Source organism: Dactylosporangium sp. CS-033363 (assembly GCF_050942475.1).
In the GTDB taxonomy this organism is placed as follows: domain Bacteria; phylum Actinomycetota; class Actinomycetes; order Mycobacteriales; family Micromonosporaceae; genus Dactylosporangium.
The window spans coordinates 4,390,232-4,417,056 of record NZ_CP192032.1 but is presented as its reverse complement, the minus strand read 5'-3'; the positions used below and the strand labels follow the sequence as shown (position 1 = coordinate 4,417,056).

The 26,825-nt window shown below is 72.5% G+C and carries 26 protein-coding genes; 12 read left to right on the top strand and 14 right to left on the bottom strand.

From position 1 onward, the window contains the following. Positions 1 to 8 precede the first annotated feature (8 nt). From ACQPZ4_RS20380 to ACQPZ4_RS20330, 11 genes are all read right to left on the bottom strand, one after another. A complete protein-coding gene (locus ACQPZ4_RS20380; RefSeq protein ID WP_433063363.1) occupies positions 9 to 1,499 on the bottom strand; it encodes a DUF6297 family protein in 1,491 nt (496 codons plus the stop codon). Beyond that, a complete protein-coding gene (locus ACQPZ4_RS20375) occupies positions 1,496 to 2,128 on the bottom strand; it encodes an ABC transporter ATP-binding protein (RefSeq protein WP_433063361.1) in 633 nt (210 codons plus the stop codon). Before ACQPZ4_RS20375 ends, ACQPZ4_RS20380 begins: the two co-directional genes overlap by 4 nt. After that, positions 2,107 to 2,442 (bottom strand): hypothetical protein, encoded by a 336-nt coding sequence (locus ACQPZ4_RS20370; protein ID WP_433063358.1) that lies wholly within the window; start codon positions 2,440 to 2,442, stop codon positions 2,107 to 2,109. Before ACQPZ4_RS20370 ends, ACQPZ4_RS20375 begins: the two co-directional genes overlap by 22 nt. A gap of 154 nt (positions 2,443 to 2,596) precedes the next feature. Continuing rightward, on the bottom strand, positions 2,597 to 3,004 hold the full coding sequence (locus ACQPZ4_RS20365) for an SHOCT-like domain-containing protein (RefSeq protein WP_433063355.1): 408 nt from the start codon (positions 3,002 to 3,004) through the stop codon (positions 2,597 to 2,599). 21 nt (positions 3,005 to 3,025) lie between these two features. Then, positions 3,026 to 3,286, bottom strand: coding sequence for a hypothetical protein (locus ACQPZ4_RS20360; RefSeq protein ID WP_433063352.1), 261 nt, complete (start codon positions 3,284 to 3,286; stop codon positions 3,026 to 3,028). Continuing rightward, positions 3,283 to 3,663: a DUF2089 domain-containing protein gene (locus ACQPZ4_RS20355; protein WP_433063350.1), complete on the bottom strand. Its 381-nt coding sequence runs from the start codon at positions 3,661 to 3,663 to the stop codon at positions 3,283 to 3,285. The genes ACQPZ4_RS20360 and ACQPZ4_RS20355 overlap by 4 nt, the downstream gene beginning before the upstream one ends. Before the next feature lie 87 nt (positions 3,664 to 3,750). Then, positions 3,751 to 4,503 carry a hypothetical protein gene (locus tag ACQPZ4_RS20350; RefSeq protein WP_433063347.1) on the bottom strand — a complete coding sequence of 251 codons (753 nt, stop codon included), beginning with the start codon at positions 4,501 to 4,503 and terminating at the stop codon, positions 3,751 to 3,753. A gap of 29 nt (positions 4,504 to 4,532) precedes the next feature. After that, positions 4,533 to 5,219 carry a hypothetical protein gene (locus ACQPZ4_RS20345; RefSeq protein WP_433063344.1) on the bottom strand — a complete coding sequence of 229 codons (687 nt, stop codon included), beginning with the start codon at positions 5,217 to 5,219 and terminating at the stop codon, positions 4,533 to 4,535. Positions 5,220 to 5,290: 71 nt separating this feature from the next. Continuing rightward, a complete protein-coding gene (locus tag ACQPZ4_RS20340) occupies positions 5,291 to 6,577 on the bottom strand; it encodes a hypothetical protein (protein ID WP_433063341.1) in 1,287 nt (428 codons plus the stop codon). A 30-nt stretch (positions 6,578 to 6,607) separates the two neighbouring features. After that, positions 6,608 to 7,861 (bottom strand): MFS transporter, encoded by a 1,254-nt coding sequence (locus tag ACQPZ4_RS20335; RefSeq protein WP_433063339.1) that lies wholly within the window; start codon positions 7,859 to 7,861, stop codon positions 6,608 to 6,610. Between the two features lie 70 nt (positions 7,862 to 7,931). After that, positions 7,932 to 8,987, bottom strand: coding sequence for an erythromycin esterase family protein (locus tag ACQPZ4_RS20330; protein WP_433063336.1), 1,056 nt, complete (start codon positions 8,985 to 8,987; stop codon positions 7,932 to 7,934). 140 nt (positions 8,988 to 9,127) lie between these two features. Here ACQPZ4_RS20330 and ACQPZ4_RS20325 point away from each other — a divergent pair, with 140 nt between their 5' ends. The 10 genes from ACQPZ4_RS20325 to ACQPZ4_RS20280 all read left to right on the top strand — a co-directional run bounded on the left by ACQPZ4_RS20325 (position 9,128) and on the right by ACQPZ4_RS20280 (position 20,021). Continuing rightward, the gene (locus ACQPZ4_RS20325) at positions 9,128 to 9,925 is read left to right on the top strand and encodes an NAD(P)H-binding protein (protein ID WP_433063333.1); all 798 of its coding nucleotides are present in this window, start codon (positions 9,128 to 9,130) and stop codon (positions 9,923 to 9,925) included. Positions 9,926 to 9,963: 38 nt separating this feature from the next. Continuing rightward, positions 9,964 to 10,779, top strand: a complete 816-nt coding sequence (locus tag ACQPZ4_RS20320; RefSeq protein WP_433063330.1) for a hypothetical protein — start codon at positions 9,964 to 9,966, stop codon at positions 10,777 to 10,779. A 35-nt stretch (positions 10,780 to 10,814) separates the two neighbouring features. Beyond that, entirely contained in the window at positions 10,815 to 12,377 is a 1,563-nt protein-coding gene (locus ACQPZ4_RS20315) for an ATP-binding protein (RefSeq protein ID WP_433063327.1), read from the top strand. Positions 12,378 to 12,476: 99 nt separating this feature from the next. Then, positions 12,477 to 13,790: a ferredoxin reductase family protein gene (locus tag ACQPZ4_RS20310; protein WP_433063324.1), complete on the top strand. Its 1,314-nt coding sequence runs from the start codon at positions 12,477 to 12,479 to the stop codon at positions 13,788 to 13,790. A 25-nt stretch (positions 13,791 to 13,815) separates the two neighbouring features. After that, positions 13,816 to 14,403 carry an O-methyltransferase gene (locus tag ACQPZ4_RS20305; RefSeq protein ID WP_433063321.1) on the top strand — a complete coding sequence of 196 codons (588 nt, stop codon included), beginning with the start codon at positions 13,816 to 13,818 and terminating at the stop codon, positions 14,401 to 14,403. Positions 14,404 to 14,430: 27 nt separating this feature from the next. Beyond that, positions 14,431 to 15,051, top strand: a complete 621-nt coding sequence (locus tag ACQPZ4_RS20300; protein ID WP_433063319.1) for an FKBP-type peptidyl-prolyl cis-trans isomerase — start codon at positions 14,431 to 14,433, stop codon at positions 15,049 to 15,051. 129 nt (positions 15,052 to 15,180) lie between these two features. Next, the gene (locus ACQPZ4_RS20295; protein ID WP_433063316.1) at positions 15,181 to 16,107 is read left to right on the top strand and encodes a hypothetical protein; all 927 of its coding nucleotides are present in this window, start codon (positions 15,181 to 15,183) and stop codon (positions 16,105 to 16,107) included. Continuing rightward, positions 16,104 to 17,306 carry a hypothetical protein gene (locus ACQPZ4_RS20290; RefSeq protein ID WP_433063313.1) on the top strand — a complete coding sequence of 401 codons (1,203 nt, stop codon included), beginning with the start codon at positions 16,104 to 16,106 and terminating at the stop codon, positions 17,304 to 17,306. Before ACQPZ4_RS20295 ends, ACQPZ4_RS20290 begins: the two co-directional genes overlap by 4 nt. Further along, positions 17,303 to 19,054, top strand: a complete 1,752-nt coding sequence (locus tag ACQPZ4_RS20285; protein ID WP_433063310.1) for a hypothetical protein — start codon at positions 17,303 to 17,305, stop codon at positions 19,052 to 19,054. The genes ACQPZ4_RS20290 and ACQPZ4_RS20285 overlap by 4 nt, the downstream gene beginning before the upstream one ends. Before the next feature lie 28 nt (positions 19,055 to 19,082). Beyond that, complete coding sequence (locus tag ACQPZ4_RS20280; protein WP_433063307.1) at positions 19,083 to 20,021, top strand: Dyp-type peroxidase; 939 nt, start codon at positions 19,083 to 19,085, stop codon at positions 20,019 to 20,021. On the opposite strand, the gene ACQPZ4_RS20275 is transcribed toward ACQPZ4_RS20280, so the two are convergent. Genes ACQPZ4_RS20275 through ACQPZ4_RS20265 form a run of 3 tightly spaced genes read right to left on the bottom strand, consistent with a single transcriptional unit; the run spans position 19,984 to position 23,389 of the window. Beyond that, a complete protein-coding gene (locus tag ACQPZ4_RS20275) occupies positions 19,984 to 20,949 on the bottom strand; it encodes an aldo/keto reductase (protein ID WP_433063304.1) in 966 nt (321 codons plus the stop codon). The genes ACQPZ4_RS20280 and ACQPZ4_RS20275 overlap by 38 nt on opposite strands. A gap of 34 nt (positions 20,950 to 20,983) precedes the next feature. After that, positions 20,984 to 21,610 carry a response regulator transcription factor gene (locus tag ACQPZ4_RS20270; protein WP_433063302.1) on the bottom strand — a complete coding sequence of 209 codons (627 nt, stop codon included), beginning with the start codon at positions 21,608 to 21,610 and terminating at the stop codon, positions 20,984 to 20,986. Further along, the gene (locus ACQPZ4_RS20265) at positions 21,611 to 23,389 is read right to left on the bottom strand and encodes a histidine kinase (RefSeq protein ID WP_433063300.1); all 1,779 of its coding nucleotides are present in this window, start codon (positions 23,387 to 23,389) and stop codon (positions 21,611 to 21,613) included. Positions 23,390 to 23,500: 111 nt separating this feature from the next. Between ACQPZ4_RS20265 and ACQPZ4_RS20260 the strand changes: the two genes are divergently transcribed. Both ACQPZ4_RS20260 and ACQPZ4_RS20255 read left to right on the top strand, forming a co-directional pair. After that, entirely contained in the window at positions 23,501 to 23,806 is a 306-nt protein-coding gene (locus tag ACQPZ4_RS20260; protein ID WP_433063298.1) for a hypothetical protein, read from the top strand. Positions 23,807 to 23,925: 119 nt separating this feature from the next. After that, complete coding sequence (locus ACQPZ4_RS20255; protein ID WP_433063295.1) at positions 23,926 to 26,823, top strand: hypothetical protein; 2,898 nt, start codon at positions 23,926 to 23,928, stop codon at positions 26,821 to 26,823. Positions 26,824 to 26,825 lie beyond the last annotated feature (2 nt).

The window sequence follows — 26,825 nt, the reverse complement described above, 5'->3', positions numbered from 1 at the left end:
GGGACTGCCTAGCTGCGGCGGCCGGCCACGATCATGCCGCCCAGGGTGCCGGCGGAGAGCAGGATCTGGGTCGTCAGCGCGGCTTCCGGGTGCTTGGTGACGATCGCGAACAGGGCCGGCCACAGGGCGATGAGCGCCACGTCGACGCCCGCGCCGAGCCAGACGAAGATGCCCGTGGGCATGATGCCGCCCATCGGCGAGACGACCGGGGCGGTGTCGTGGCGGACCTGGCGGCGGCGGGCCGAGCGCAGGGCGCCCGCGGCCAGGCCCGGGCCCGCGCACACGCCGAGCAGGGCCCAGGTGCCGAGGGGGCCGCCGCTCTGGGCGCCGACGGCGGTCATGGCGATCGTGGACCATACGGTGCACAGCAGCGCCGGCACCGCGACGCGGCCGGTGAACAGCTGGCCGTCGGTGAGGCCGAGCAACCGCGCGAGGGAGGGGTCATCGCGGTCGCGGCGGGCATTGGCAGTACCGGCGGAGGCTCCGAAAACCCCGCACAGCAACCAGGCCGCGGCGATCACCCAGCGCGACACCGGCAGCCCGGTGGCGAGGACCGGCACCGTGGTGAGGGCGGCGGCCAGCAGCAGCCGGACCGGCGAGCGGGCCACGAGCAGCAGGTCCTGACCCGTCGCGGCCCAGCGGCCCGGCAGCCGGAGGAGCTTGTCGGGGCCGACCCGGCGGCCGCGCCACCGGCGGTCCTCGGCGGCCCGCGAGGCCAGGCCCGGGTCCAGCGTGACGAACACGGCGGTGGCGGCCCCGCTGCTCTGCGCGGCGTCGGTGAGGTTGGCGAGGGTGAGGGAGCGCAGGCGGTACCAGAGCGGGATGGGAATCCCAAGGGCGGCCACCGCGACGAGCATGGCGATCCACTCGTGCCGGCCCGCGAGCAACGGCCAGCCCCACGGGCCGGTCGCGGCGATCGCGCCGACCGGGGTGCCCGTCGCGGACAGCACGCCGACGACGGCGGCCGCGACGGCCACGACCGTCGCGCTGGCGGAGAGCCGGCGGGCGGGGCGCCTGGACGCGGACTGCACGAGCGCGGCGGCCCCGAGCACCAGCACGCCGCCGGCGACCGCGGTGGCGAGGACCGCGCCGGCGCCCACTGTGGACAGTGTGAGCGTGAGCAGGCCCTGGGCGAGCCCGGCGAGCAGCCCGATCCCGAGCACCTGCGCGGCGCCCGGGGTGAGCAGCGCCCGCCGGTCCAGCGGCGCGGTGAACAGCCACTGCAGCGCCGGCGCGGAGGTCGAGATCGGCCCGAGCGCGGACGCCATCGCGAGCAGCGCGGCGGTCCACGCGAGCCCGGCCGCGAGCACGACGCCCTCCCGCACCCCCGGCGGCGCCGTCGTCTGTCCACTGAGGATGGACTGCAGCTGCGCCCAGATCATGTACCCGACCATCGCCACCAGCAGCGCCAGCGTGTAGATGGTCTCGAAGCGGTCCGATCCCCCGCCGGCGGCCCGCTGGCGGCGGCGGATGTACCGGCGGACCTGCCCGGCCCTCACTCGTCCTCGACCCAGTCGTGCCCCAGCTCGATGACCTCGCACCCGCCGGTGACGGTAGGATCGTGGGAGGCGAGCAGCGCGGCGCCGCCCTTGGCGAGATACTCGTCGATGAGCGTGGCCACCGTCGCCCGCCCCGCCTGGTCGAGGTGCCGCTCCGGCTCGTCGAGCAGCAGCAGCCGGCTCGGCCGGTCGAGCACCAGCGCGAGCGCGAGCCGCTGCCGCTGCCCCGACGAGAGACTGCTCGGCGTGGCGTCGGCGAACTCGTCCACCCCCAGCCGCGCGGCGAGCTCCCCCTCCGCGAACCACTCGGCCCTCACCGGCGCGTTGGCCAGCCGGACCAGGGTCAGATGTTCCTGGGCGGACAATCCGGGATACCAGGCCGGGGCTTCCAAGAGCGCGGCAACGGTACGGCGAAAGCTCGCACTCCGCTCATCAGCCGGCTCCCCGTCGATCGTGACGGTCCCCTCGGCGGGCGCGAGGAGCCCGGCCACGCAGCGCAGTACCGTCGACTTCCCGATCCCGTTGGGCCCGCGCAGCGCGACGCCCTCCCCGGCCCCGATGGCGAGACTGAGCTCCTCGATCACGACCCGGTCCCCGTAGCCGATCTTCAACCGGTCAAGCTCGAGCACCCGCCGAGTGTAGATCCCCGCTGGACGAGCGCTTCGAGCACGTCGCCGTACCGCGGCGTAACCTCGATGTCGAGCGCGACGCCGTCCTCCTGGGGCGTCACCGTGAACGTGAAGAACGAGCAGCATCCGGCCTCCCGGGCGGCCAGGTCCCGGACGGTGTCTTCCAGGCCTTCTGGTCCGGCGAGCACCATCCGGGCCCTGGTCGCCCCGAACACTTCGACTTCACGCAGCGCGTTCACGAACAACGCGTCGAACTCGGCGAGCCGGAGGGGCTGTTCAGCGGTCGGCAGGGTGCAGGCATCAGGTGCGTCCATGCCTCGACGGTAGGGCTGTACCGCGGTACCGGATGCAAGCTCAAACTGTCGTGCGGCGGTAGACGGCGGCGGTGCAGGCGTGCGCCGCGATCAGGATGCCCGTGCGCCAGGTCATCGCGGTCCGGCGGAGTCTGGCGATCAGCATCGCGGCTGCTCACTCACAGAAGACCTGCACCTTGGAGGTGGGGTCGTCGACGTCGATGCTGACCTCGTCGAGCTGGTCGATGAGCTCCTCGAGCTGCTGCGGCTTGAGCTGGGTGAGGTCGATCGGGACGCCCTTTTTCTCCAGCTCGGCGTTGGCCCGCTGCAGCGCGACCGGGGGGATGAGGCTGGTGAGCCGCACGCCGGCCCGCAGGAGCTGCAGCGGGACCCGGACGTTGATGCGGCTGGGGCTTTCGCTGATGCCGTCGTCCGCGTGGACCAGGACGCGGAGGTACTTCGGGCGGCCCTTCGGCGCGGTGGGCTGTTCCTTCTCCAGCGCGTCCATGAGGCGCTCGGCCTCATCGGCGGTGATCTTGCCTTCGGAGAGCATGTCCAGGATGCGGCGGCGCTGTTCGTTCACGGTTGGTCCCCCATATCTGGCTCATCTGACGTGTACCTCGAAGCCGATCCGACCGTCGTCGAGGTCGAACCGGCTGCCGGGCAGGGCCCAGAGCACCCGCCCGGCGCCGCGCAGGGCGGCCGGCGCGTCGATCTTGAAGATCAGGCAGGCGATCACGCCGCCGGCCACGGCCAGGATCAGCAGTGGCGAGAGCAGCAGGGCGAGCGGGAGCACCGGGATGAAGAACCGGCGCCAGCGGCGGTCGGACCGGCGGTACCGGAGCGTGACCAGCTGCGGGATCACCGGGACTGCTCCAGCTCGGCCAGCGCCTGCTCGACGCTGATCTCGCCGCGCTGCAGCCGGTCGACGACGTCGGCCTCGGCCGGGGCCGCGGCGGGCTCCGCGACCTCGAGGTGCTCCGCGAAGTCGAGGCGCTCGGCGATCCGGTTCAGCCTCGCCTTGATCGTCGGGTAGCTGACCCCGAAGATCCGCTCCATCTCCTTGATCGAGCCGTGGGCGCGGACGAACGCGGCCACGAAGACCTGGTCGTCCAGCCCGAGCTGGGCCAGCTGCGGCGGCTCGAACTGCCCCTCGATCGCCACGCCGCTGCCGGCGAGGCGGACCCGTTCGACCGTGAACGGCTTGCCCTGGGTCAGATCCGTCAGCTCCTGCCATTCCACGATTCATTTGTACCTTCAGAATCTCAAGGATTCAATGCCAGAACCTTGATTTTCTTGATGGCGACCTGAACATCGTGGCGACAGGGGTCAGAAGAGGTCGGGCGAGACGGGCTGGTCGACCCGGCCCTCGTCGGTCATGCTCACGACGGTCAGGCCGAGCGTGCGCACGAAGAACGTGGCCGCCGAGATGAAGATGACCTCGATCGCCCCGACGCCGATCTCGCTGTCGACGATCGCGGACAGGTCGGTGCGGATCTGGCCCGCGAGGAGGTACTGCGCCGCCGTCATGCACGCCGCCAGCACCATGATCGGGACCGACATCCGCCAGCGGACCGTCGTGCCGGTGGCCAGGAACACGGACACCGAGGTGACGACGGCGAGCCCGGCCGCGATGGCCACGGCGGCCGGCACGTCGATCGACACCGCGTACCCGGTCCGCGCCGACAGCACCGACTGCACCACCATCGCCCCGGTGAGCAGCCCGACGGTCACGCCGGCGGTGATCGTCCACAATGGTCGCGGGCGGGCGGCGGCGATGCCGAGCACGGCGATCGCGATGAGCATCGCCAGCACCGTGAGGCCCAGCCCGGGCGCGAGGAAGAAGCGCACGCCGTCGTCGCGCAGGTGTACCGCCGTCGCGAGCACGAACAGCGCGTCGTCGCGCGCGGTCTCGATCAGGCCCCAGGCGGCCGCGACGACGAGGAACGCGCGGTTGCCGACCGAGCGCCGCTCGTCGGTCATCCGCACCAGCGCGAACACCGCGAGCACGCAGCCGACCCCGTTGGCGATGAAGACACCGATGATGTACCAGACGTTGTACTCCACGGGCGCTTGAATCACCGCGGGAGCGTACCGCCCGCGCTACGGCGTCAGACGGACCGACCCAAGTCGTCGGTATCCCTGGTCGTGACCACCTGCCCGGAGGCGACGGCGCCGGTGAAGCGAATGGTGCCCAGGTCCTGGTCGGCCGAGTAGAGCGTCATCGTGAAGAACGAAAAGGGCGCCCAGTCGGGCATGGTCAGCACCGGCGCGGTCGACGTCACCCCGGCGGTACTGACGGCGGTGACCGACGTGACGCCCGCCGGAACCTTGCCGGCCACCCACAGGAAGCCCCGGTCGCCCAGCGTGGAGAACATGATCATGCCGGGCTCGTCGGTGACCTTGGGCGAGCCGTCGACGTTCACGTACGAGCAGAACGCGGCATTGCCGTCCGGGCGACGCACCCACGATCCGCAGAACTTGCCGTCCGCCGAGTACCAGACCACCATCGAAAACCGCTTCCGCGGCGGCAGGTTCGGCTGCGACGAGCGGTCGGACACCACCATGGGCGCACCGACCGGCGGGTTCTTGGTGAACAGATCCGACCTCGCGGCGGCCGCGATCGGATCGAAGGCCGGGAACAACGGCCGCGCACCCACGGCCGGCTCGAATCGCCTGTGGAGATACCCGCCGCCGGCGACAACCACCAGCGCCGCCAGCCCGAGGCCGGCCGCAAGCCATGGCGTCAGCCAGGGCAACCGCCGTCCACGGTCCACCTTGATCCGCACCGTGGACATACATTGAGGCTACACAACGCAGGCAACCGGTTACCGCCCCCCGCGCACGGACGGCTGGCGGTGCCCGCGCGTCACTCCGCGAAGTCCAGCGCGCGGGCAGCGGCCCACAGCGCCTCGGCCTCGGCGGTGAACGTCTCGAAGACCCACCCGTCCGAGGCGGTCAGGGCAAACTTCGGGTCCTCGGCGATGCGATACGCGAAGTACTCGGCGAACACCGCGGGCCGCCGACCCTCGCCGGCGAGGTCGGTCGCGACGATCCCGACGGCGGGCGGGTAGCCGGTCACCCGCACCTCCAACCGGCCCTCCGCGCGTTCGCTCAGCGCCCGCAGCAACCGCAACGAATGCTCGATCCGTGCGCGCATCGAGGCCGCGTCGCGGTCGGCGTAGTGCCGCTCGGCCGCCGCGGCCAGGGCCGGCGAGTCCGGGTCCAGGACGAGGAACCGCATCCGCGCCCCGGCCGCGAGCCGGCGCTGGAGCGTGGAAAACAGTCCGGTCAGGAACGTGTTGCGGGCCACGCCGACCACGAACAGGTCCTCGGCTGCCCCGATCGCCGCCGCCAGCTCCGGCCCGAACGACGCCGCGAACACCGGCCGCGGATGGCGGTCCAGATCCTCGCCCGGTGGCCGCGGCCACGGCTGCCCGTCGGCCCAGAGCCGCTCCGCCTCGTCGAGGAAATGGCGGTACCAAGGGCTGTCCTGCACGGTGAACCGCATGATCGGCGCAGGCTCCTCCGGGGCGCGGTACTCGTAGTGCTGCACAACCACCAGCCCGTCGCGCGTGCCGGCGTCGATCGCGTTGACGCCGATTCCCGGCACCGTCCGCGACACGCGCACCTCCAGCGAGCCGGTCGGCCCCGGGTCGAGGGCGGCCAGGGTCTCCAGCGACGCCAGGATCCGGGCCCGCAGCGCCTCGACGCCGCGCCGCCCGGCCGCTTGCGCGACGGCGGCGTCGTCGGTGGGATCCACCATCAACACACGAATCCGGCCGCCCCGGGCGAGCAGGGCCCGGAACCCCGCCGCCGAGGTCGTGCTCGTCCGGCTCATCGACAGGCCGACGAAGAGCAGGTCACGAGCCGCGACGCGGCGCCGGGGCAGGTCCTGCGGAAAGTCGGGCCGCAGCACCCCCAACGGGTCGGCCGCCGCAGCCGCGGCCAGCTGCGCCACGTGCCGCCGGGTCCGGATCATGGAGATCGCGAGCCCGGCCAGCACGGCGAGCGTCATCGACAGCGTGGCATTCAGACCGGTCACGCCGGTCGCGCCGAGGATGGTGAAGACCAAGGCCGCGGCGGCCATGACGTAGAGGTCGGCGTTCTCGCTGAACACGGTGTCGCGGACCCAGATCCCGGCGCGGCGCAGCATGCCTCATTACAGGGCGTGACGCGACGCCCGTCAATCGACGAGTTGCCGGTGAGAACAACGCCGGAGCCCCAGGGCTTCGAGCGAGCGCATGCCCCTGCTCACGGTGACGACGATCGCGGCGATCGCGAAGATGCCCGCGAACGCCCCGAACGCCACGGAACTGTCCCACCGCGCCAGCAGGAACCCCGCGAGCAGCGGTGCGACGGGATTCATCAACGTGACCAGCAGCCCCAGCGCGGAAACCACGCGGCCCTGCAGGTGGTCCGGTGTCACCGCGGTCTGGTGGCCGAACAGCGTGGCCGTCGTGGCCGGGGCGAGCAGCACCAGCACCGGCAGCGGGGCCACCACCCAGTACCCGGCCGGCAGCAGCACGCAGAGCGCGGCCATCGACGCGCTCAGCCAGGACAGCCCCACGACGAGTCGCCGCGGGCGCAGGGCCCGCTGCAGCCAGGGCGCTGTCGCCGCGCCGGCAATGCCGCCCACGGCCACCGAGGCCATGGCGAGGCCGATGCCCTGCGGCGGTGCGCCGGCGTCGTGCAGTACCACCACGACCACGAACACGATGCCCGTGAAGGCCATGTTGAGCAGCGGGCCGACGGTCGCCAGCGCGCGGAGGAACGGCTCCCTCGCCACGAACCGGATCCCGCCGGCGAAGGACGCGGCCCAGCCCTCCCGGGCGGGCGGTGGCTCGGACCGCAGCGGTTTGCGGATGGCCAGGACGGCCGCGAACGAGACGCCGTACGCGACGATGTTGAACACGAAGGGCGCCGCGCGGGTCAGGCCGTACAGGGCGCCGCCCAGGGCCGGGCCGAGCAGTTCGGCCGTGAACGTGCGGGCCTCGTTGCGCGCCGTCGCGGCCGGCACCTGGTGCAGTGGGACGATGTGGCGCAGGATCGTCCGCTCGGCCGAGACGAACAGTGCCGAGCCGCCGGCGTCGATGGCCGCCACGACGGCGATGAGCGCCGGCGGGGCCCGGTCGATGGCCACCGCGACGAGCGCGGCGGCCATCGCGGCGATCCGTACCGCCTCCGAGTACAACATCACCGTTCGCCGGTTCGCCCGGTCCAGCAGGACGCCCGCCGGGATGCGCACCGCGACCCCGGCGAGCGCGGCCACCGCGGCGACCACGCCGGCCGCCGAGGCGCTGCCGGTGATCGTGAGCACCAGCAGCGGGTACACCAGGTAGCTCACCCGCGAGCCGGTCGCCGACAGGGTCTGGCTGAGCCACAGCCGCACGAAGTCCGCGTTGCGGCCGAGCCGTCCGGCGGCGGCAGTGGTGCTCATGACATCGATTGTCGTCCGGCCGGCGGGACCCGATCGCGAATTCAGCTCAACGCTGAGCGACGGGGCCGCGTCAGGGAATGTGCAGGATCTGGTCGACGCCGGTGATCGTGTCGGCGTCGAGCGGGAAGTACCCCTGGCGCGGTTCCGTGTCGGTGCGCGTACGCGCAGCAGGCACGTCCGCCGCCTCCGTGAGGCCGGGCCGCAGTTGCCCCTCGTAGGTGTCCGGATCCGGGGCGCCGAGGCCGATCGCCGCGCTCGCGCCGAGGCTGCCGGCGATGACCTGGTACTGCGCGCCCAGCAGCGGCGCGACGATGGTGCCGGCGCCGCTCCAGGTCAGGTCGAGGTCGCCCAGCTGCCAGCGGCTCGGGGTGCGGCGCAGGTGCAGATTGTGACCGTACAAGAGGATCGGGGTGTCCCGGAGGTCCAGGATGTTCTCCGCGATGAGCACGTCACGCACCGCCATCAGCCGGGACACGCGGACGCTGTGGTCGAGGCCGGGCACGGCGCAGGCCCGGTGGTAGCGCAACAGGCCGATCCCGGCGCGCAGGTGGATGCGCGCCCGCCGCCACGCAGCGGCCGGCGTGGCGCGCATGTGCAGTTCGGTCCACAGGTCGTCGGCCAGCCGGCGCAGCTCGAAGGCCTCGGGTGTGGCGCCGGGTGACTGGGCCGGGTCGAGCACGGCCTCGGTGCGCGACCACCGCTCGTCGGCGCCGGCCAGCGCCGCGATGTCATGATCCAAACCCAGAACGCCGCACGTGTACTCCAGGTAAGCGCGCGGACTCGGAGCGCTCATGTTCTCGGTGGGCGCGTCGAACCCGTGGAACGCCAGCCGTTCGTGTTCGGGACGTGACGCGTTGTAGTCGCGCATCCACACGACCAGCTCGCGGTTGGGTTCCAGGGCGCCCCACTCGTGCGAGAAGCCGTCCCGCAGCACCGTGTCGAGGTCCCCGGCCCCGAGACGCACATGGTCGTCGACGGCCAGCGCGGCCACGCGGTCGATCTCCAGCGCGATGCCGCGAAAGCCCCGCCCGGCCAGGTCGGCGAGCATCTCGTTGCGCCGGCGCCCGAAGGCCGGCTCCTGATGGGTCGGCTCCCCGAAGGCGAGCAGGTCAGGTACGAAGGTCATACATCTGCATCGTACTGCTGCAACGCCGGTTGAGACTTCCGCGGCCGCCACCGCGCCGTTCCCAGGAAAAAGTCTCAATGCACCGGTGCAGCGATAGATGCGGACAGAACCTGTCCGCATCTGGCCGTAGCGTCAGCCGCATGATGCTTGTTGTCGGTGCCACCGCCTTCTTCGGCCGCCAGGCGGTCGAGACGCTCGCCGCGCGCGGAGTGCCCGTCCGCGCCCTCACCCGGAACCCGTCGAGCGCCGCGCTGCCGGCGGGCGTGCAGACGGTACAAGCGGATCTGACGAAACCGGAGACGCTGCCCGCTGCCGTGGAAGGCGTGTCGGCGGTCCTGCTCGTGCTCCCGCTGGGCCTCGATCCGGCCCCGCTGCTCGACCTGGTTCCCGGGCGCAGGATCGTGGTCCTGTCGTCGTCCACCAAGACCGCCTATCACCAGCGGCTGGAGGAGGCCGTGGCCGCCGCGACTCCACAGTGGACGGCGTTGCGCATCCTGTTCCCGGCCATCAACTCGTTCGCGTTCGCCCAGCAGCTGCCGCACGGCGACGTGCTCCGCGTGCCCTACCCCACCGCCACCACCACGGCGGTGCACGAGCGCGACGTCGCCGAGGCCGCGGCGGCCGTGCTCACCGGCGAGGGGCACGCGGGGCGGGTCTACGAGCTGACCGGTCCGGAGTCGCTGACCCAGGAAGACCAGGCGGGTGTACTGGCTGAGGCCCTCGAACGCCCCCTGCGCGTCGAGGCCGCCGACCCGGACGCGGTCCTGCGGCAGCTGTCGGCGTTCATGGACGCGGACTTCGCCGCCGGGCTGCTGGCCGCCATGGAGCGCACGACGACGGGGCCGGCCGCGGTGACGCCCGCCGTGGAGGAGCTGACCGGCCACCCGGCCCGCCCGTACGCCGAGTGGGTCCGCGACCACCTGGAGGCTTTCCGGTAGGCCCGTAGTAGCCATCGGTGATTATGATCGCCTCACCGATGTCGATCACGGGGGGCGGATACATGGGTACGAGTCGTGCTGTGCTGGCCGGGGTCGCGGTGTGTGCGCTGCTCAGCACCGCTGCCTGCGGGAAGTCGGACAGCCCCGGCGCGGCGCCGGCCGGGGCGGGTTCGACGGCCGCGGCGGCCGCCGGGAAGACCAGCGCGGCGCCGGCCGACGCGCGGACCGAGCTGCTGGACGCGACGGCCAAGACGAGCGGGACGACCTCGTCGTACACGACGGAGGTGATCTCCGAGGGCGACAAGGTGTCCAGCGGCACCGGCAAGATCGACCCGGCCCGGCACGCCAACAGCTCGAAGTCGGAGTTCTTCGGGCAGGGCGCCGGCTCGATGGAGATGGTGGTGATCGGCACCGACCTGTACCTGAAGATGAACATGGCGTTCGCCGGGACCGCGGCGGGCAGCTGGATGCACATCGACGGGCAGCAGGCCGGCTCGCTGACCAAGCTCGGCATCAACGCCGACGACCCGGCCAACCTGTCCTCGCTGCCCGCGGGGCTGGTCAGCGTCGAGAAGACCGGGCCGGGCTCGTTCAAGGGCATCCTGGACCTGACCAGGACCCCGGCCGGCAAGGCGACCATGCAGCAGCTCGGCGACGCCGCCAAGCAGATCGACTTCCGGGCCACGGTCGGCGACGGCCACCTCGTCGCGCTGATGATCATCGTGCCGTCCGCCATCCAGATGCCGGCGTACACGACGACCCTGCGCTACAGCGACTTCGGCGCCCCGGTGACCATCGCCGCCCCGGCCGGCGCCAAGCCCGCGCCGCCCGCGCTGCTGGAGGCACTGAAGTAGAGGTTTGAAACGCCGGATCGCGGTAGGCATGAGGGATGCGGCAGCTATTCCGATCTCGGCTGCGGAACCTGGCGTCCCTGCTGTTGCCGGAACGCCCGCCGCCCGCCGGCTACGGCTTCGTGACGGCGGCGGTCCTGATCGCCACCGAGACGCTGGTGTCGTTCGCGATCGCCGCGCCGCCCGGCGAGCCCCGGCGGGCCGGCATCTACCTGCTCGGCATCCTCGTGGTGGCGGCGATCTGGGGACCCGCGGTCGGCGTCGCGGCCGCGCTGATGAGCGCCGCCGCGCACAACTTCTACGAGGTGGCCGTGGGCGGCGGGCCGCGGTTCTCGCTCGAGCGGGACCTGCAGATCTCGCTGTCCTTCTGCGCGGCCGCCCTGTTCGTCGGCAGCCTGTCCCGGCTGGCGCGCAGCCGGGCGGCCGAGGCGGTCCGGCACCAGCGGGACACCGAGGCGCTGCTGGCCGAGCAGGCGGCCCTGCGCCGGGTCGCGACGCTGGTGGCGGCGGGCGGCTCCCCGGCCGAGGTGTTCGCGGCGGTGACCCTGGAGCTGCAGCGGCTCTTCCCCGGGTACGCCGGCATGCTCGTGCGCTACGAGGACAACGGCACGGTCACGAGTCTCGCCGGGCGCGACCAGTTCGGCGCCGACATGAACCTGGGCGAGTGCGTCCCGATCGAGGGCGACAACGTCTCGAATGCCGTCCGGCGCACCGGGCGGCCCGCCCGGGTGGCCAACTACGACGAGGCGACCGGCGCGTTCGCGGCCGGCCTGCGCGAGCGCGGCTTCCACGCCGGGGCGGGCGCGCCGATCCGGGTCGAGAACAGCCTGTGGGGCGCGGCCATCGTCATGTCCACCGAACGCTTCGGCATCCCCGACCACGCCGAGGCGCGGCTGGTCGGCTTCACCGAGCTCGTCGGCTGCGCGATCGCCAACGCCGACAGCCGGGCCCAGCTCGAGGCGTCCCGGGTCCGGCTGGTCTCCGCGGCGGACAAGGCCCGCCGGCAGATCGAGCGCGACCTGCACGACGGCGTCCAGCAACGGATCGTCTCGCTGGTGCTCGAACTGCGTACCGCGATGGCCGCCGACCTCGGCAACCGCGCCGAGTGCGAGCGGGTCCTCGCGCACGCCGCCGACGCCCTGAACGGCATCTACAACAGCCTCGGCGAGCTGGCCCGCGGCATCCACCCGGCGATCCTGGCCCAGGGCGGCATCGGCCCGGCGCTGAAGACCCTCGCCCGGCGCAGCACGCTGCCCGTCCAGGTCAACCTGCGGGTCGAGCACCCGATGTCCGAGCCGATCGAGATCGCCGTGTACTACGTGGCGTCCGAGGCCCTGACCAACGCGGCCAAGCACTCCCGCGCCTCCAGCGTCTGCGTCACCGTGCAGACCGACCCGGAGCAGGTCCACCTCTCCGTGTGCGACGACGGCCTCGGCGGCGCGGACGCGGCCAAGGGCTCGGGGCTGCTCGGCCTGCGGGACCGCTGCGAGGCGCTCGGCGGCCGCATGACCGTGCGCAGCACCCCGGGCGAGGGCACCACGCTCGACACGATCCTCCCGCTGGACTGCCGCGACAGCACCCTCGCCGCAGCGGCCCATTGACCAAGCTGCCAACCGTTGGCCGATAACGCTTTTCGGCAATCCGAGGACTAGTTCACAAACGCTGTCGGGACAACCGCCGCGTTCGTACCGTCAGCAGCCGTGCGAACCGCGGCGAAGCTCTTCGCGGCCATCAGCCTGGCCGTTGTGACGTGGCTCTGGCAGCGTGGCCTGGCCACGGCGCCGGGCGGGCTCGCGGCCGCGGGACGGCTCGCCGCGCTGTGGTCGACCGACCTGCTGCTCCTGCAGGTGCTGCTGTTGGCCCGCATCCCGTGGGTCGAGCGGGCGTTCGGCCGCGACGTGCTCGGCCGGTGGCACCGCTGGACCGGCGGGGGCTCGTTCGTGCTGCTGGTCGCGCACGTCGGGCTCGCGCTCGTGGCCTACGCCGAGCGGTCCGGCACGAACCCGGTCCGTCAATTGTGGACGTTCCTGGAGTCGTACCCCGGGATGTGGACGGCGCTGCACGGGTTCGCCGCCCTCACGCTCGTGGTGGTGACCTCGATGCGGTTCGTGCGGCGGCGGATGCGGTACGAGACGTGGCACCTGCTGCACCTGTACGCGTACGCCGGGATCGCCCTGGCCGTCCCGCACGAGCTGTGGCTGGGCAGCGACTTCGACACCCGGGCGGCGAAGGCCTTCTGGTGGCCGATGTACGCGGCCGCGGCGCTGTCCACCGTGGTGTTCCGGCTGGGGCTGCCGGTCTGGCGGACGCTGCGGCACCGGCTCACCGTGGACCGCGTCGTGGAGGAGGCGCCGGGGCTGGTCTCGGTGTACCTGCGCGGCCGCAGCCTCGACCGGCTGCCCGCGCGCGCCGGGCAGTACTTCGTGTGGCGCTTCCTCGACGGCCACGGCGTCCTGCACGGCAAGCCGTTCTCGCTGTCCGGCCCGCCGAGTCGCAATCGGCTGCGCATCACGGTGAAGGTGATCGGCGCGGGCACCCTGCGCGTCGCCGCGCTGCGGCCGGGGACCCGCGTGCTCATCGAGGGCCCGTACGGCCGGATGACCAAGGACACCTACTCCGGCGGCCCGGTCACGATGTTCGCCTGCGGCGTCGGCGTGACCCCGCTGCTGGCCCTGCTGTGGGACCTGCCCTACGGCCAGGGCAAGGCGACGCTGGTGTACCGCACGCGCCACCCGCACGACGTGGCCTTCCTGCCCGAGCTGGAGTGGCTCGCCCGCGACCGCGGCGTCCGGCTGGTGCCGCTCGTCGGCCCGCGCGCCTCGGCCGGCTCCTGGCTGCCCGTCGGCTACGGCGACTACGACGACCTCGCCGCGCTGCGTTCACTGGCGCCGGATCTGGCCGACCACGACGTGTACGTCTGCGGCCCGGATCCTTGGACCGAAGCGGTTCTGCGCGCGGCGCGGCGCGTCGGCGTGCCCGGCCCGCGCCTGCACCGCGAGCGATTCGCGTGGTGACCGGCCTGCCCTTATCCTCTCGCCCATGGATTCGGCGCTGCGGGACCTGCTGGACGAGTTGTACGCCGACGGCGTGGCCTTCGACGCCACCCAGAACGACCGGCTGCTGACCCGCCGCAACCTGGAGCCGGCCAGCGCCGGGCTGCTGTGGTCCCTCGTGCAGATCGCCGGGGTGCGCAACGCGATCGAGATCGGCACGTCCAACGGGTATTCCACGATCTGGCTCGCCGACGCCCTCACCCGCACCGGCGGCCGCCTCACGAGCGTCGATGTCGCCCCCGACCCCGCCGCGGAGGCGAACCTCGTGCGGGCCGGGCGCCGGGAGACGGTACGCCTGCACCGCGGCGACGGCGGCCGCTTCCTCGCCGGCCTGCCCGACGCGTGCGTCGACCTGCTGTTCCTGGACGCGGAGCGCACCGAGTACCCGCGCTGGTGGCCCCACCCGCTGCGCGTCCTGCGCCCGGGCGGCGTGATGGCCATCGACAACGTGCTGTCCCACCCCACCGAGGTCGCCGGCTTCCTGTCCCTCCTCGACGACCAGCCCGGCATCGAGGGCCGCACGATCGACATCGGCAAGGGACTCCACCTGGCCTGGCGGGACCTTCGCCTCTGATCCTTTCCATGTCGTACCGTGTAGCGCGTGAACGATCGCGCCACCGCCCCGGCCCACCTGTCCAAGACCCAGCAGAAGGCCGCCGCCAGGGCCGCCCAGCAGCGGGCCGCTGAGCGGGCCAAACGCCGCCGGGACTGGGGCATCGCCGGCATCGTGGCGGCCGTCGTCATCGTCGTCATCGCCGGCGTGGTCTGGCTGTCGGTGAGCGCGAACGACGACTCGACCCCGGGCACCGCCCCCGGCACCGGCGCCTTCCCGCCGGTCCCCCCGGGCGCCGACCCGGCCCTGTCCACCAAGCCGACCGTCGCGGCCGGCAGCGGCGGCCTCACCAGCCTCGTGAAGAACACCCTCATCGAGGGCACCGGCCCGGTCACCGCGAACAGCCAGACGATCACCGTCAACTACGTCGGCGTCTCGTACACCACGGGCAAGGAGTTCGACTCGTCCTGGAGCCGCAAGGAGGCCTTCTCCTTCGCCCTCGGCACGGGCAACGTGATCCCGGGCTGGGACCAGGGCCTGGTCGGCATCAAGGTCGGCAGCCGCGTCCAGCTCGACATCCCGTCCAACCTGGCCTACGGCGACGACGCCAGCTCCGGCAAGCCCACCGGCCCCCTCCGCTTCGTGGTGGACGTCCTCGGCACCCAGTGACCCGGAGTCCGGCATCCGTTCGCACGGCCGGGCGCGATGACCGGATGAGCCCGGGATGACGATCGGGTAGCCAACACGGGTCGAGTGATGCGCTCCGTAACCGCTCGATCGCCATCCATACTTTGCTGCGTGACCCAGCCGATCACGGCCTACCGGTACGAGCGGGCCGAGCTCACTCCGGGAGTGCTGGCTGACTGGACCGTCGACGACAACGCCGGTACGGCGACCGGAGCCTGCCCGGAATGCCGGGACACGACCACCCACGAACTGATCTCGACCGCGATCGCGCACTCGGTCGCGCCGTCGGAGCAGACCGCGGCCGTCCAGCTCGTGCACTGCCGCTGCGAGCAGACCCACGACGAGGGCCAGACCGCCCACCGCAACTGCGGCCGCTGGTGGTTGATGCGGGTCCGGCCGGAGGGGGTCGTCCCGCGGGTCGTGGAGGAGTTCGGCGACACCCACCTCGCCGTCGCGCAGGCGCTCGCCGACGCGCATCCGGACGACGAGAAGACGGTGCGGGGCGCCGCCGAGAAGTGGGTCGGCGGCGTGACGGCGCTGCTCGGGCTGTTCGGGTTGAGCGGCATCGCGATCGGCAAGGACGCCACCAGCGGGCTCGGCGCCGTGGCCACCGGGCTGCTGGCCGGTTTCGTGGTCCTCGCGTTCCTCGCCGGTGTGTCCGCGGTCGTCCGGTCCTACCTCGCGGCGTACGGCTGGCCCAAGCAGTTCGACGTGACGACGACGGACGGCCAGCGGACCTGGTTCGCGCGGCGGCTCACCAACACGGGCAATGCCGTCGACAACCTGCGGGAGGCCGTGGGGCTCGCCCTCGTCTGCGTCGTCGCGCTGGCCGGGGCCGTCGGCGTGCTGTGGTTCGGCGGCTCGGCGCCGACGCCGCAGGTCAGCCTCGTGCGGACGGACGATTCCAAGGTCTGCGGCGAGCTGCTCGACAGCCGTGACGCCGGGACGCTGCGGGTCCGGCGGCCCGGCGGCGCGGTCGAGCAGATCCCCGCGGCCGACGTCAGCAAGCTGACCGGCGTCACCAAGTGCCCGGGATGAGCCCGGTCCCGATCCCTGGGGCGCGGCCCTGCCCGCACAGCGGCCGGACGCTGCTGTACCACGCCTGCCCGGCGCCCGGCGAGAGCGCGGCCGGGGTGCACGCGCTCGTCATCGGGATCAGCCGGTACGACCGCCGGCGGCGGGGCGGCGCGCAGGTGATGGCGAACCTGCCCGGCGCCGCGACCGTGGCGGCACGGTTCGCCCGGTTCGTGGCCGGCGAGCTACGCGATCCCACCGGCGTTCCGGTGCGCACGGTGCGGCTGCTGACGTCGCTGATGCCGGACCAGACGGTGCCTGACAGCGACGAGGCGTCCCTCGAGCGGGTGCAGTACGCGCTGGACGACTGGACCGAGGACTGCAACCGCCACCCGGACAACGTCGCCGTCCTGTACATCGCCGGGCACGGGGTCGCGACCGCCCGCGACGCGCGCTGGGCGTTCCTGTCCCCCGCCGGGGCCACCGAGTCGCCGTACACGTTCGCGCTGAACCTGACCGCCATCAAGGAGAGCCTCGCCTTCTGCCGGGCCCGGTCGAACGTCTTCGTCTGGGACGTGTGCGCGCTGCGCGGCGAGCAGATCCCCGTGTACCGCACCGGAAACGTCGGCCTGACCGCGCCCGACCTCGACGAGCGGGACCGGCCGGGCGCCGTCGACCAGGTGACGATCATGGCGCGGATGGGCACCCGGACCTACTCCGGATACGGCCGCGAGCACACGATCCTGTCCCGGGCGTTGATCGGTCTCGACGCCGGCGAGGCCCGCAACCGGCTGCTGCACACCGCGGGCGAACTGCTGCCGGGCGGGATGTTCGCGGTGACCGCCCGGCGCCTCGGCGAGCTGCTCCTCCCGGCCATGCGCAGGCTCAATCCGGCGCTGGCCGACGGCGAGGAACCCGTCGTCGACCCGCGCGACTCCGCCGCCGGCATCAACCGCCCGGAGCCGCCCCCGGAGTTCCCCGTCGAGCTGCGCTGGGACCACGAGCCGGGCGAGGCACCGCTCGGCGTGACCATCACCGGCACGAGCGGCGGCGCGCCGATCGAGCAGACGATCGGCTCCAGTCTCAGCCTCGGGCTGCCCGCCGGCCGGTACCGGGTCACGTCCGTCCGGCGCACCGGCGACGGCCTGGAGCGCTCGTCGTACGACCTGCACGTCGACCGGGAGCGGCGGATCAACGCGCTCGACGGGGCGGATGTGCCGTGAGCCCGACGGTCGTACGGTGGACGACGGCCGGGCACCCGCCGGCGGCCGACCAGGATGTGCCGGCCCGGTTCGCGCCGGTCCGGATCGCCGTCGGCGCGAGGGTCGTCGTGGCGGCGGCCGGCGAGCCCGTCGACCTGCCGGAGGGCCCGTTCGAGGCGCGGGTCGCCGTGCCGGGATTTCTCCCGCTGGCCGTGCAGGGCCCGACGCCGCCGCCGGAGCTGTACTTCGACACGCACGACCTGCGGCCCGACCCGCGCGCGGCGGCGCCGGTCGACGGGCCCCGCGGTCTGGCGATCGACGTCGTGCCGTGGGATGCCGCGCCGGTCGGGGCGGCGTTCGAGGCGGTCCACTGCGATGGAGCCCTGCAGGTCCGGCAAAGCGCGGGACTGCCCGCATCGGCCGGGCTCCGGGTCGCCTCGCCGGTCACGCCGTACCGCCTGCTCGCCCTGCCACCGGCCGCAACGGCCGAGCCGCACCGGGTGGCCTGGTACCGCGCGCCGGACGCGACCCGGCGGCCACGCGTCGAGCCGCTCGACGGCGGCGGCCGGCTGATCATGGAGTACCTCCTCGCCGGCAGCGCGGACCTCGCCGCCGCGGCGGCCCGGGCGGTGGATCGCGACCGCGGCGCGGCCGACCCGCTGGCGTGGGTCACGGCGTCGTACACCCAGTTGCTGATCGGCTACGCGTTCGCGCTGGCCCGCGACACGGGACGGCTCAGCGACTGGTGCCTGCGCACCGGTACGACGACGGAGCTCGGCGGCGACGGGCTCGTGCTGGCCGCCGAGGCCGCCTGGCAGCGCCGCGACCTCGAGCTGGCGCGCCGGTTGCTCGCCCGGACCGGCGGAGCGGCCCAGCCGACGATGACGTTCGGCGGCGAGCTCGCCGTGCGCCTGGCCACCTTGCTCGCCGTCCGGACCTACGGCCGAGATGCTCGGCGGGGTCGACGCCTGAACCTGCTGAGGAGCAGACGCTTTGGCCACCTGCTACCGCCGCGCTACCGAGCACCAGAGTCGATCCACGCCGATCGCGTCCTGGATGACCAGCTGGCCCGGCTCAACACTGACGGAATGCGGGTGCTGTCCGAGGCCGACGCCGGATCGGCCGGTCTGTCCGTCCCGCGCACCGGCACATCCAGCCTCGACCTGAGCGCGGCGCCGTACTGGCGCCGGCTGCGCTGGCGGCTGCGGTTCGTCCTCACCCGCTGGCGGCACACGGCTGTCCGCGCCAGGGTGCTGCGTTTCCCGATCGACCCGACCGTCCAGGAGGTACCCATGGACCGGAACGACGAGCGCCAACGGACGGCGCCGGACAGGACCGGCATCATCCTGGCGATCCTGAGCCTCGCCGCGCTGCCGATCCTGCTCGCCCTGACCTACGTCGACCGGCTGACCGACGCGCTGCTCCCATTGTTCATGCTGGGCGCCATCACGGCCGTGGTCCTCGTCGGCATCGGTGCGACCGCCGCGGCCACCGTGTTCCAGCGCCGTCTCCGGGAGGTGGAGACACGCGCCCGGCAGGCCGAGGTGAAGGCCGAGCACTACCAGAGCGCCGCCATGCGCGGACGGGCTCTGCTTGCCGTCGTGCTCGTCGAAGAACAACGGGAGGGCGACCCGCACGCGGTCGGCGAACTCGTGGCGAGAAACCGCCGGATCGCGAGGGAACTCTTCGACCTCCCCGCCGAGGACGACCTCCCCGTGCCGAGAAGTCGCCGGATCGTCCAGGAAGTGCCCGCCGACCTCGACGAATAAGGCCGAACGGGCGGGGTAGCGAGCAGCGGTGTCGGAGGTCATTCCGCAGGCTGTACTCGGGCCGCTCACCCGATCCGCGCTCTTCCTCGTGGTCACCATCGACCACGGGGGTGAGGCGCAGGTGCAGGATGCGCTCCCCGAGCTGGCCAAGCTCCAGCGCGCCGTCGGGTTCAGAGCGCAGGCCGGACGACTGAGCTGTATCACCGGGATCGGGTCGGACGCCTGGGATCGGCTGTTCGTGGGTGGGAGGCCGGCCGGGCTGCATCCGTTTCGGGAGCTGCACGGGGCCAGGCATCGTGCCGTCAGTACACCCGGGGATCTGCTCTTGCACATCCGCGCGCAGCGGCCCGATCTCTGCTTTGCGCTCGCCGCCGAGATCATGGCGTTGCTCCGCGGGGCGGTGACGGTGCGGGACGAGGTGCACGGGTTCAAGTACTTCGACATCCGGGATCTGCTCGGGTTCGTGGACGGGACCGAGAATCCCGTCGGGGCCGAGGCGAAGGACGCGGTGCTCGTCGGGCCGGAGGATGCGGCGTTCGCGGGCGGGAGTTATGTGGTTGTGCAGAAGTACCTGCACGATCTGGAGAGTTGGAATTCGCTCCCAGTTGAGGCACAGGAGGCGGTCATCGGGCGGACCAAGCTCGACGATATCGAACTCGACGATGCCGTCAAGCCCGCCGACTCGCACGTCGCGATGACGTGTGTGATTGACCCGGACGGGACCGAGCGGCAGATCCTTCGGGACAACATGCCGTTCGGGCGGGTCGGGGACGGGGAGTTCGGGACGTACTTCATCGGCTACTCCCGCACGCCCGATGTCACCGAGCGGATGCTCGAGCAGATGTTCTGCGGCGACGGCAGCAACAACGCCAAGCACGACCGGATTCTGGACTATTCGACGGCCATCACCGGGTCGCTGTTCTTCGCGCCTAGCGCGGAGTTCCTGGAGCATCCGCGTACGGGCTAGCCCACTCGAAGTGGTCGGCCGCGTCCAGGCGAACGATCTGCTCCTCGGTCAGCTTGAGGTCCATGGCGTCCAGCGCGGCGTCGAGCTGGTGGACCTTCGAGCCGCCCAGCATCGGCCGGACGCCGCGCGAAACCAGCCAGGCGAGGACGACCTGGCCGCGCGTGGCGCCCGTCTCCGCCGACACCGCGTTCAGGGCCGCGAGCCGCAGGGTGTTGCCCGGGTGGTCGTACACGTCCGGGATGGGTTTTGCAGGGTTGTCATAGGCGCCGGACAACAGTGGCGTGTACGCCCACACCTCCATGCCGTGCTCCGCCGCGTAGTCGGACTGCTCGTCGCTCAGGACGCCGAAGCGGTGCACGACGCCCGGCGGGAGCGTGCCCGGACGGGGGCGCAGATACGAGCAGTTGAGCTGCATCGCGTCGAACGGGCGGGCGCCGAGGGAGCGGGCGTGCACGCGGCCGCGTTCGGTCAGCCAGGCCGGGAAGTTCGAGACGCCCACGCGGTCCGCGGGCAGCGTCGCCAGGGCCTCGACGGTCTGCTCGATCGGGACCGAGCGGTCCTCCTGGTGCAGCCACAACAGGTCGACGCGGTCCAGGCCGAGGCGGTCCAGGCTTCCCGCAAACGCCGCTTGTACCGCGTGTGCCGACAACCCCGCGCGCCGGTCGGGCCAGGAGCCTGGTTCGAGGGGCTCGGCGCCCAGCTTCGTGGCGATGCGGACCCGCACGCCGGGGCGGGCGGCGAGCCAGCGGCCGAGGACCTGCTCGCTGTACCCGCCGCGGCCGTTTTCGCTTGCCCAGAAGGCGTAGCAGTCCGCGGTGTCGATCCACTCGCCGCCGCGTTCGACGAAGCGGTCCAGCAGGGCGAACGCGGTGTCCTCGGCGACGGTGGTGCCGAACATCATGGCGCCGAGCACGAGCGGAGTCGTCATGCCCCCGAGCCTGGCACCTGGAGCGCGCTCCAGGTCAAGGGCCGGGACTGAGGTAGGTGAGGACGGCCATGACGCGGCGGTGGCGGTCGCCGGTGTCGGGGATGCGCAGTTTCTGGAAGATTGCGCGCATGTGGCTCTCGACCGTGCGCTCGGCGAGGTGCAGCCGTGCGGCGACGGCGGCGTTGGAGTGGCCCTCGGCGACCAGGGCGAGCACGTCGCGCTCGCGCCCACTGAGCAGGCGGGTCGGGGCGAGCAGGGCGGCGACCACCTCGGGGTCGAGGGCGGAGCCGCCGTCCGCGACCCGGCGTACCGCGTCGAGGAAGTCGTCGACCCGCAGGACGCGGTCCTTGAGCAGGTAGCCGAAGCCGCCGGACGCGACCAGGTCCACCGAGTGGCGGGTCTCGACGTGCTGGGAGAGCAGGATCATCGGCAGCTTCGGGTGGGTCTCGCGCAGGCGGCGGGCGGCCCGGGCGCCGTCGTCGGTCATGTCGGGAGGCATGCGGATGTCGATGATCGCGAGGTCGAAGGGCTGCTCGTCGACGGCCCGCAGGAGGGCCTCGGCGTCACCGACGGCCGCGGTGACCTCGTGGCCGCCCTCGGTGAGCAGGCGGACGATGCCCTCGCGGAACAGGACGGAGTCGTCGGCCAGCACGATGCGCATCTACTTGCTCCCGGGGATGTGGACCTGGACGCGGGTACCGCCACCGTGCGGGCTCTCCACGCTCACGCCGCCGCCCAGGGACGCCACCCGGTCCCGCACCGCCGTCAGGTCGCCGGCGCCGCCGATGCCGTCGTCGGCGATCGACACCAGCAGGGCGCCGTCGTCCGTGGCGGCGACGGTGATCTCGGCCGAGGTGGCGTCGGCGTGCTTGAGGGCGTTGGTCCAGGCTTCGGCGATCGCGAAGTACACCGTGGTGGCAACTGACTCGGTGGTCCGGACGTCTTCGACGCTGACCCGCACCGGCAGCGGGGCGTCGGCGACGAGGGCGTGCACGGCGGCGGGCAGGCCGTCGTCGAGGCGGCTCGGGCGCAGGCCGTGGGCGAGGCGGCGCAGTTCGGCGATGGTGGCCTCGAGCGCCTCGACGGCGAGGTCGAGGTCGCGGTGGGCCGGGCTGTCCGGGGCGAGGCCGCGCTGGGTCGAGCGCAGCCGCATGCCGACGCTGACGATCTGCTGCTGGGCGCCGTCGTGCAGGTCGCGTTCGAGGCGGCGGCGCTCGGCGGTGGCCGCCTCGACCAGGCGGGAGCGGCTGTCGCGCACGTCGCGCAGGGCCTCGCGCAGCTCCAGGCGCAGGCGGCTGACCTCGATGGGCAGGCGGGCGGCGAGGGCGACCTCGCGGGCGCGGCGCAGGCGGCGGGTCGAGACCGCCGACAGGACCAGCTCGCCGACGTCGGTGCCGGCGGAGCGCAGCGGCACGACCCGGTCGGGGTCGGCGAACGAGTCCTTCTCGCCGCCCGGCACCCACAGCACCAGCCGCAGGCCGGGGTCGCCGAGGACCTCGCGGAACACCGCCTCCGCGCCCTCGGGCTCGGCCTCGCCGTCGCGCACCTGCTGGACGAACCGCTGGACCCGGGCATCGCCGACATAGCGGTCGCGGTCGACGAACCGCCCGACGAGCGCGTCGATGCGCCGGTGCAGGGGCAGCAGCACCAAGGCGGTCGCGAACGCGGCGCCGGTGGCCTCCCCGACGACCGTCACGACCAGCGCGAAGATCCCGGCCGAGGCGGCGGTGGTGAGCAGCCACGCGAGCGTCGAGCCGAGGAGCCGGTCGACGTCAAGAAGATCATGCCGCAGTACCGCCACCACGATCGCCGCCGGCAGCGCGAGCAGCAGCGCGGCGAAGAGGCCCAGGTACGCGACGTCCGGCGGCGCTCCGAGGGCCTGCGCGACCCACCCGGCCGCCTGCAGGACCGGGACCGTCAGGGCGCCGAGCATCAGCCAGCGCACCTGCTGCCGCGTGGTCTCGTCGCCGCGGCGGTAGTGCAGGACGAGCGCGGTGACGGCGGCGGCGAGGACGAGGAGGACGACGAGGTAGGCGGCGAGGGCCAGGGGCAGAACGCCCCCGAAGGACAGCAGCGTGTGGACGCAGACCCCGGCGGCCGGCCCGCCCCAGGCGACGAACCGCCAGCGCCGCCCGGCGGGCAGGCCGGACGGGAAGACCAGGCACAGCGCGACGAACCCGGCCAGGTTCCAGACCCAGGCGTTCTCCCCGAACCGGCCCCAGGTCTCCACCCAGAACGCGGCGGCGGGGGCGGCGCCGACCCAGGCGAGGGCCGGGCCGACCGGGCTGGAGCGGGCCCGGACCCCGAGCAGCGCGCCGGCCGCGACCGGGACGCCGAGCAGCGCGGCGACCACGGCCGTGGTGAGCACGCCGTCGCCGACCGCGGCGAACTGCCCGGCCACGCCGGCCAGGTAGACCACCACGGGCAGCAGGACCGGCATCTGATCATCATGACCGACGCCGGGGCCGGAGGGCATCAGTGCCAGCACGCACCGCCGATTCAGTACCCGCCGGGAAGTCTTGAGGCCGGTCCGCGCGGAGCATTTCGGGGCATGGAACTCATCCTCATGGTCCTGCTGCCGTTCCCGATCGGCTTCCTCATCAAGCACCGGCTCGCGGCGTTCGTCACGTACATCGCGATCCACAACTTCGTGTTCACGTTCCAGACGGCGGAGCTCCTCGCCGCCTGGACCAAGGGCGACACCTCGGCGTTCCCGGCCGACCCGACCGGGTTCGCGATGTTCCCGTACGCGGTCGTCAACGCCGTCATCTTCGCCGTCGGCCTCGGCCTGGTGTGGCTGGGCAACCGGCTGGCCACCCGCCGCCGCGACCGCCGGCCCGTCGATCTGGCCGCCTAGAACAGGCGGTCTGACCAGGGGAATGCCGCAAACCCGACAACGCCGCATCAGGCCGGCCCCGGGGTGATCCGTCCGGGGTCGGTTGTTCCTTCACCACACACCCGAAATGCGGTGGGCACATGCGCACAACACACATCCTCCTCGCGGCGCTGCTGAGCGTCGTCTGGGTCGCGGCGTCCGCGCCCGGCCCGGCGTTCGCGGCCGACACGGTCCAGCTGACCGTGAGCCTGTACCGCGTCCAGGAACTGCACTGCGACGAGGGCGACGGGGAGTCGTGCGGCAACGACTACTACCCGAAGTTCGAGCTCGACGGCCAGGGGCTGTACGACGGCAGCGACGACTTCTGCTGCGCGCACGGCTCGGACTTCAACACCAACTGGACCCGCACGGCGACGGTCGACATGAGCCGCAGCCCGGTCGACATCCACCTCGAGCTGTGGGACCAGGACGACGCCAGCCAGGACGACGTCATCCACTGGGTCAACGGCGGGGACTACCTGGACCTGAAGTTCGACCTGAACACGTGCATCTTCACCGGCGGGAACCTGACCACGCAGCAGGGCGCGAACCTGCCGACCCTGGCCGGGGTGAGCGAGGGCAGCGGCGCCGACTCGGCGCGCGGGTACTTCTCCATCACCACTCCGGCGTGCCTGGACCTGGCGAAGACCACCGACAGCGACGGCGACGGCATCATGAACGCCTGGGAGACGCCGGGCCGGGGGCTGGACGTCAACAACGACGGCACGGTGGACCTGGCGCTGGGCGACGCGCCGTACAACGCCACGCCGTGGCGCAAGGACCTGTTCGTCGAGGCGGACTGGATGGCCGGGCACAAGCCCGACGGGAACGTGCTGCCCGACGTGGTCAAGGCGTTCAACGAGGCGCCGATCGACCCGAAGGGCAACACCGGCACGGACTTCCTCGGCATCAACCTGCACGCCTCGCTGGACGAGGAGATGCCGATCGTCTTCGAGGTGAAGTTCTCCTCCGACGGGCCGGGGCTCGAGGACGACTTCAACGACCTCAAGGCGGGCAACCCGGTCGTCATGACGGCCGGCGCCTGCAGCGGGCACTTCGGCACCGCGGCCGACCGGGCCAGCCCGAACTGCGTGAACATCCTCAACGCCAAACGCCAGGTGTACCGCTACATGATCTTCGCCAACAGCTACAGCGAGGCCAAGCGGTCCTCGGGCCGCGCCGAGTACGACTCGACGGCCACGGCCAGGGGCGGCAACGACTTCATCGTCACGCTCGGCTCGGCCTGGGACGCCGACGACATCGCCCGCGCCGGCGGCAAGCGGGTCGCCGAGGCCTCGACGTTCATGCACGAGTTCGGGCACACGCTGGGCCTCGGGCACGGCGGCAACGAGGACATCAACTGCAAGCCGAACTACCTGAGCATCATGAACTACACGCTGCAGTTCCCGACGTACGACACCGCCCGCCCGATGGACTACGCCAGTGCGGCCCGCGGCACGGCGCTACTGACGAAGCTCGACGAGGGGCACCTGAACGAGACCAAGGGCGTCTACAACAACCCGAACCGCAACCTGGTCTACGCGGTCGGCGGCAAGGAGCGGGTCGTCCCGGCCACGAACGTCAACACGGACTGGAACGGCATCAACGGCTCCGGCGAGACCGACGTCGCCGTGCCGGACATCAACTGGTTCGAGGCCAAGGGCGACGCCTGCCCGCAGGATCCGGTGGCGCAGCAGTACAGCGGCTACGACGACTGGGCCGGCCTGCAGTACAACCCGCGGCTCAACACGACCTACTTCGCCGACGGCGACCGGCCGGGCGGCCCGCAGGAGCTGACCGTCGACGACCTGCGCAGGATGACGCAGAAGGCGGACCTGGCGGTCACCAAGGCGGCCGACCAGGCCACGGCGACCGGCGGCGACACGCTCACGTACACGGTGGGCGTGCGCAACCTGGGCCCCGGCCCGGCGTCCGGCATCACGCTGACCGACACCATGCCCGACGGCACGACCCAGCAGCGGACCCTGGCCGACCTGGGCAACGGGGCCTCCACCACGGTGGCGCCGAAGTTCAGCTACCTGGTGCCGTGCGGGACCCCGGACGGCACGACGCTCACGAACCGCATCAGCGTCGACGGTACCGACAGTGCCGGCATTCCCGACCCGCTGCGCAGCGACAACACGGCGAGCGCGACAACGGTGATCCGCGCGCCGAAGCTGACGGTCCGGTCGAGCGCCACGGCCACCGCGGACGCCGCCGCCCCGATCACCGAGACGGTCGTCTACGCCAACACCGGCGGCGGCGCGGCCTCGGGCGTGGCGGTCACCGCGACCGTGCCGGCCGGCCTGTACTACAGCACCGCCCTCGACCAGGGCGCCGGCCCGAAGCCGAGCACGGTGACGCTCAACGCCGACGGCAGCCGGACCCTGACCTGGAACGTGGGGACGGTCCCGGCGAACTCCGGCGACCGGACGATCGCGTTCACCGTCCGGTCCAGCCTGCTGGCCGCGACCGGGACGGCGTACCCGGTGAACTCGGCCGTGCGCTACAGCAACGCGACCGCGGCGTGCACGTTCACGCCGGTGACCGCGGCGGCCACCACCACCCTGGCGGTGACCCCGTCGACCCGCAACGCGGTGAACCTGGCGTGGTGGACGTTGCACCCGTCGGCGTGGACGCCGGAGCTGCTCGCCCGGATCCAGGCCACCGACCAGCGCTACGACACCAACAAGGACGGGGCGCTGTCCACGGCCGAGGCCACCGCGGCCTTCCGCCTGGACGTGTTCAACCCGGTCCGCAGCGTGCTCGGCCAGCAACTGCTCACCACGTACCTCAACCTGGCGAGCAAGCGCGTCAACGCCGCGACGGCGATCCGGTCCGTCAACGCGAGCCTGCTGCACCTGAGCACGGTCGGCGGCGCCGTCACCTACGCCGGTGACACCCTCGCGCTGCCGGTCACCGTGAGCACGACCCTGCGCTACACCCAGATCACCGCCGTCCTCGACGGGATCAACAACAACATCATCGAGGTGTACTGACC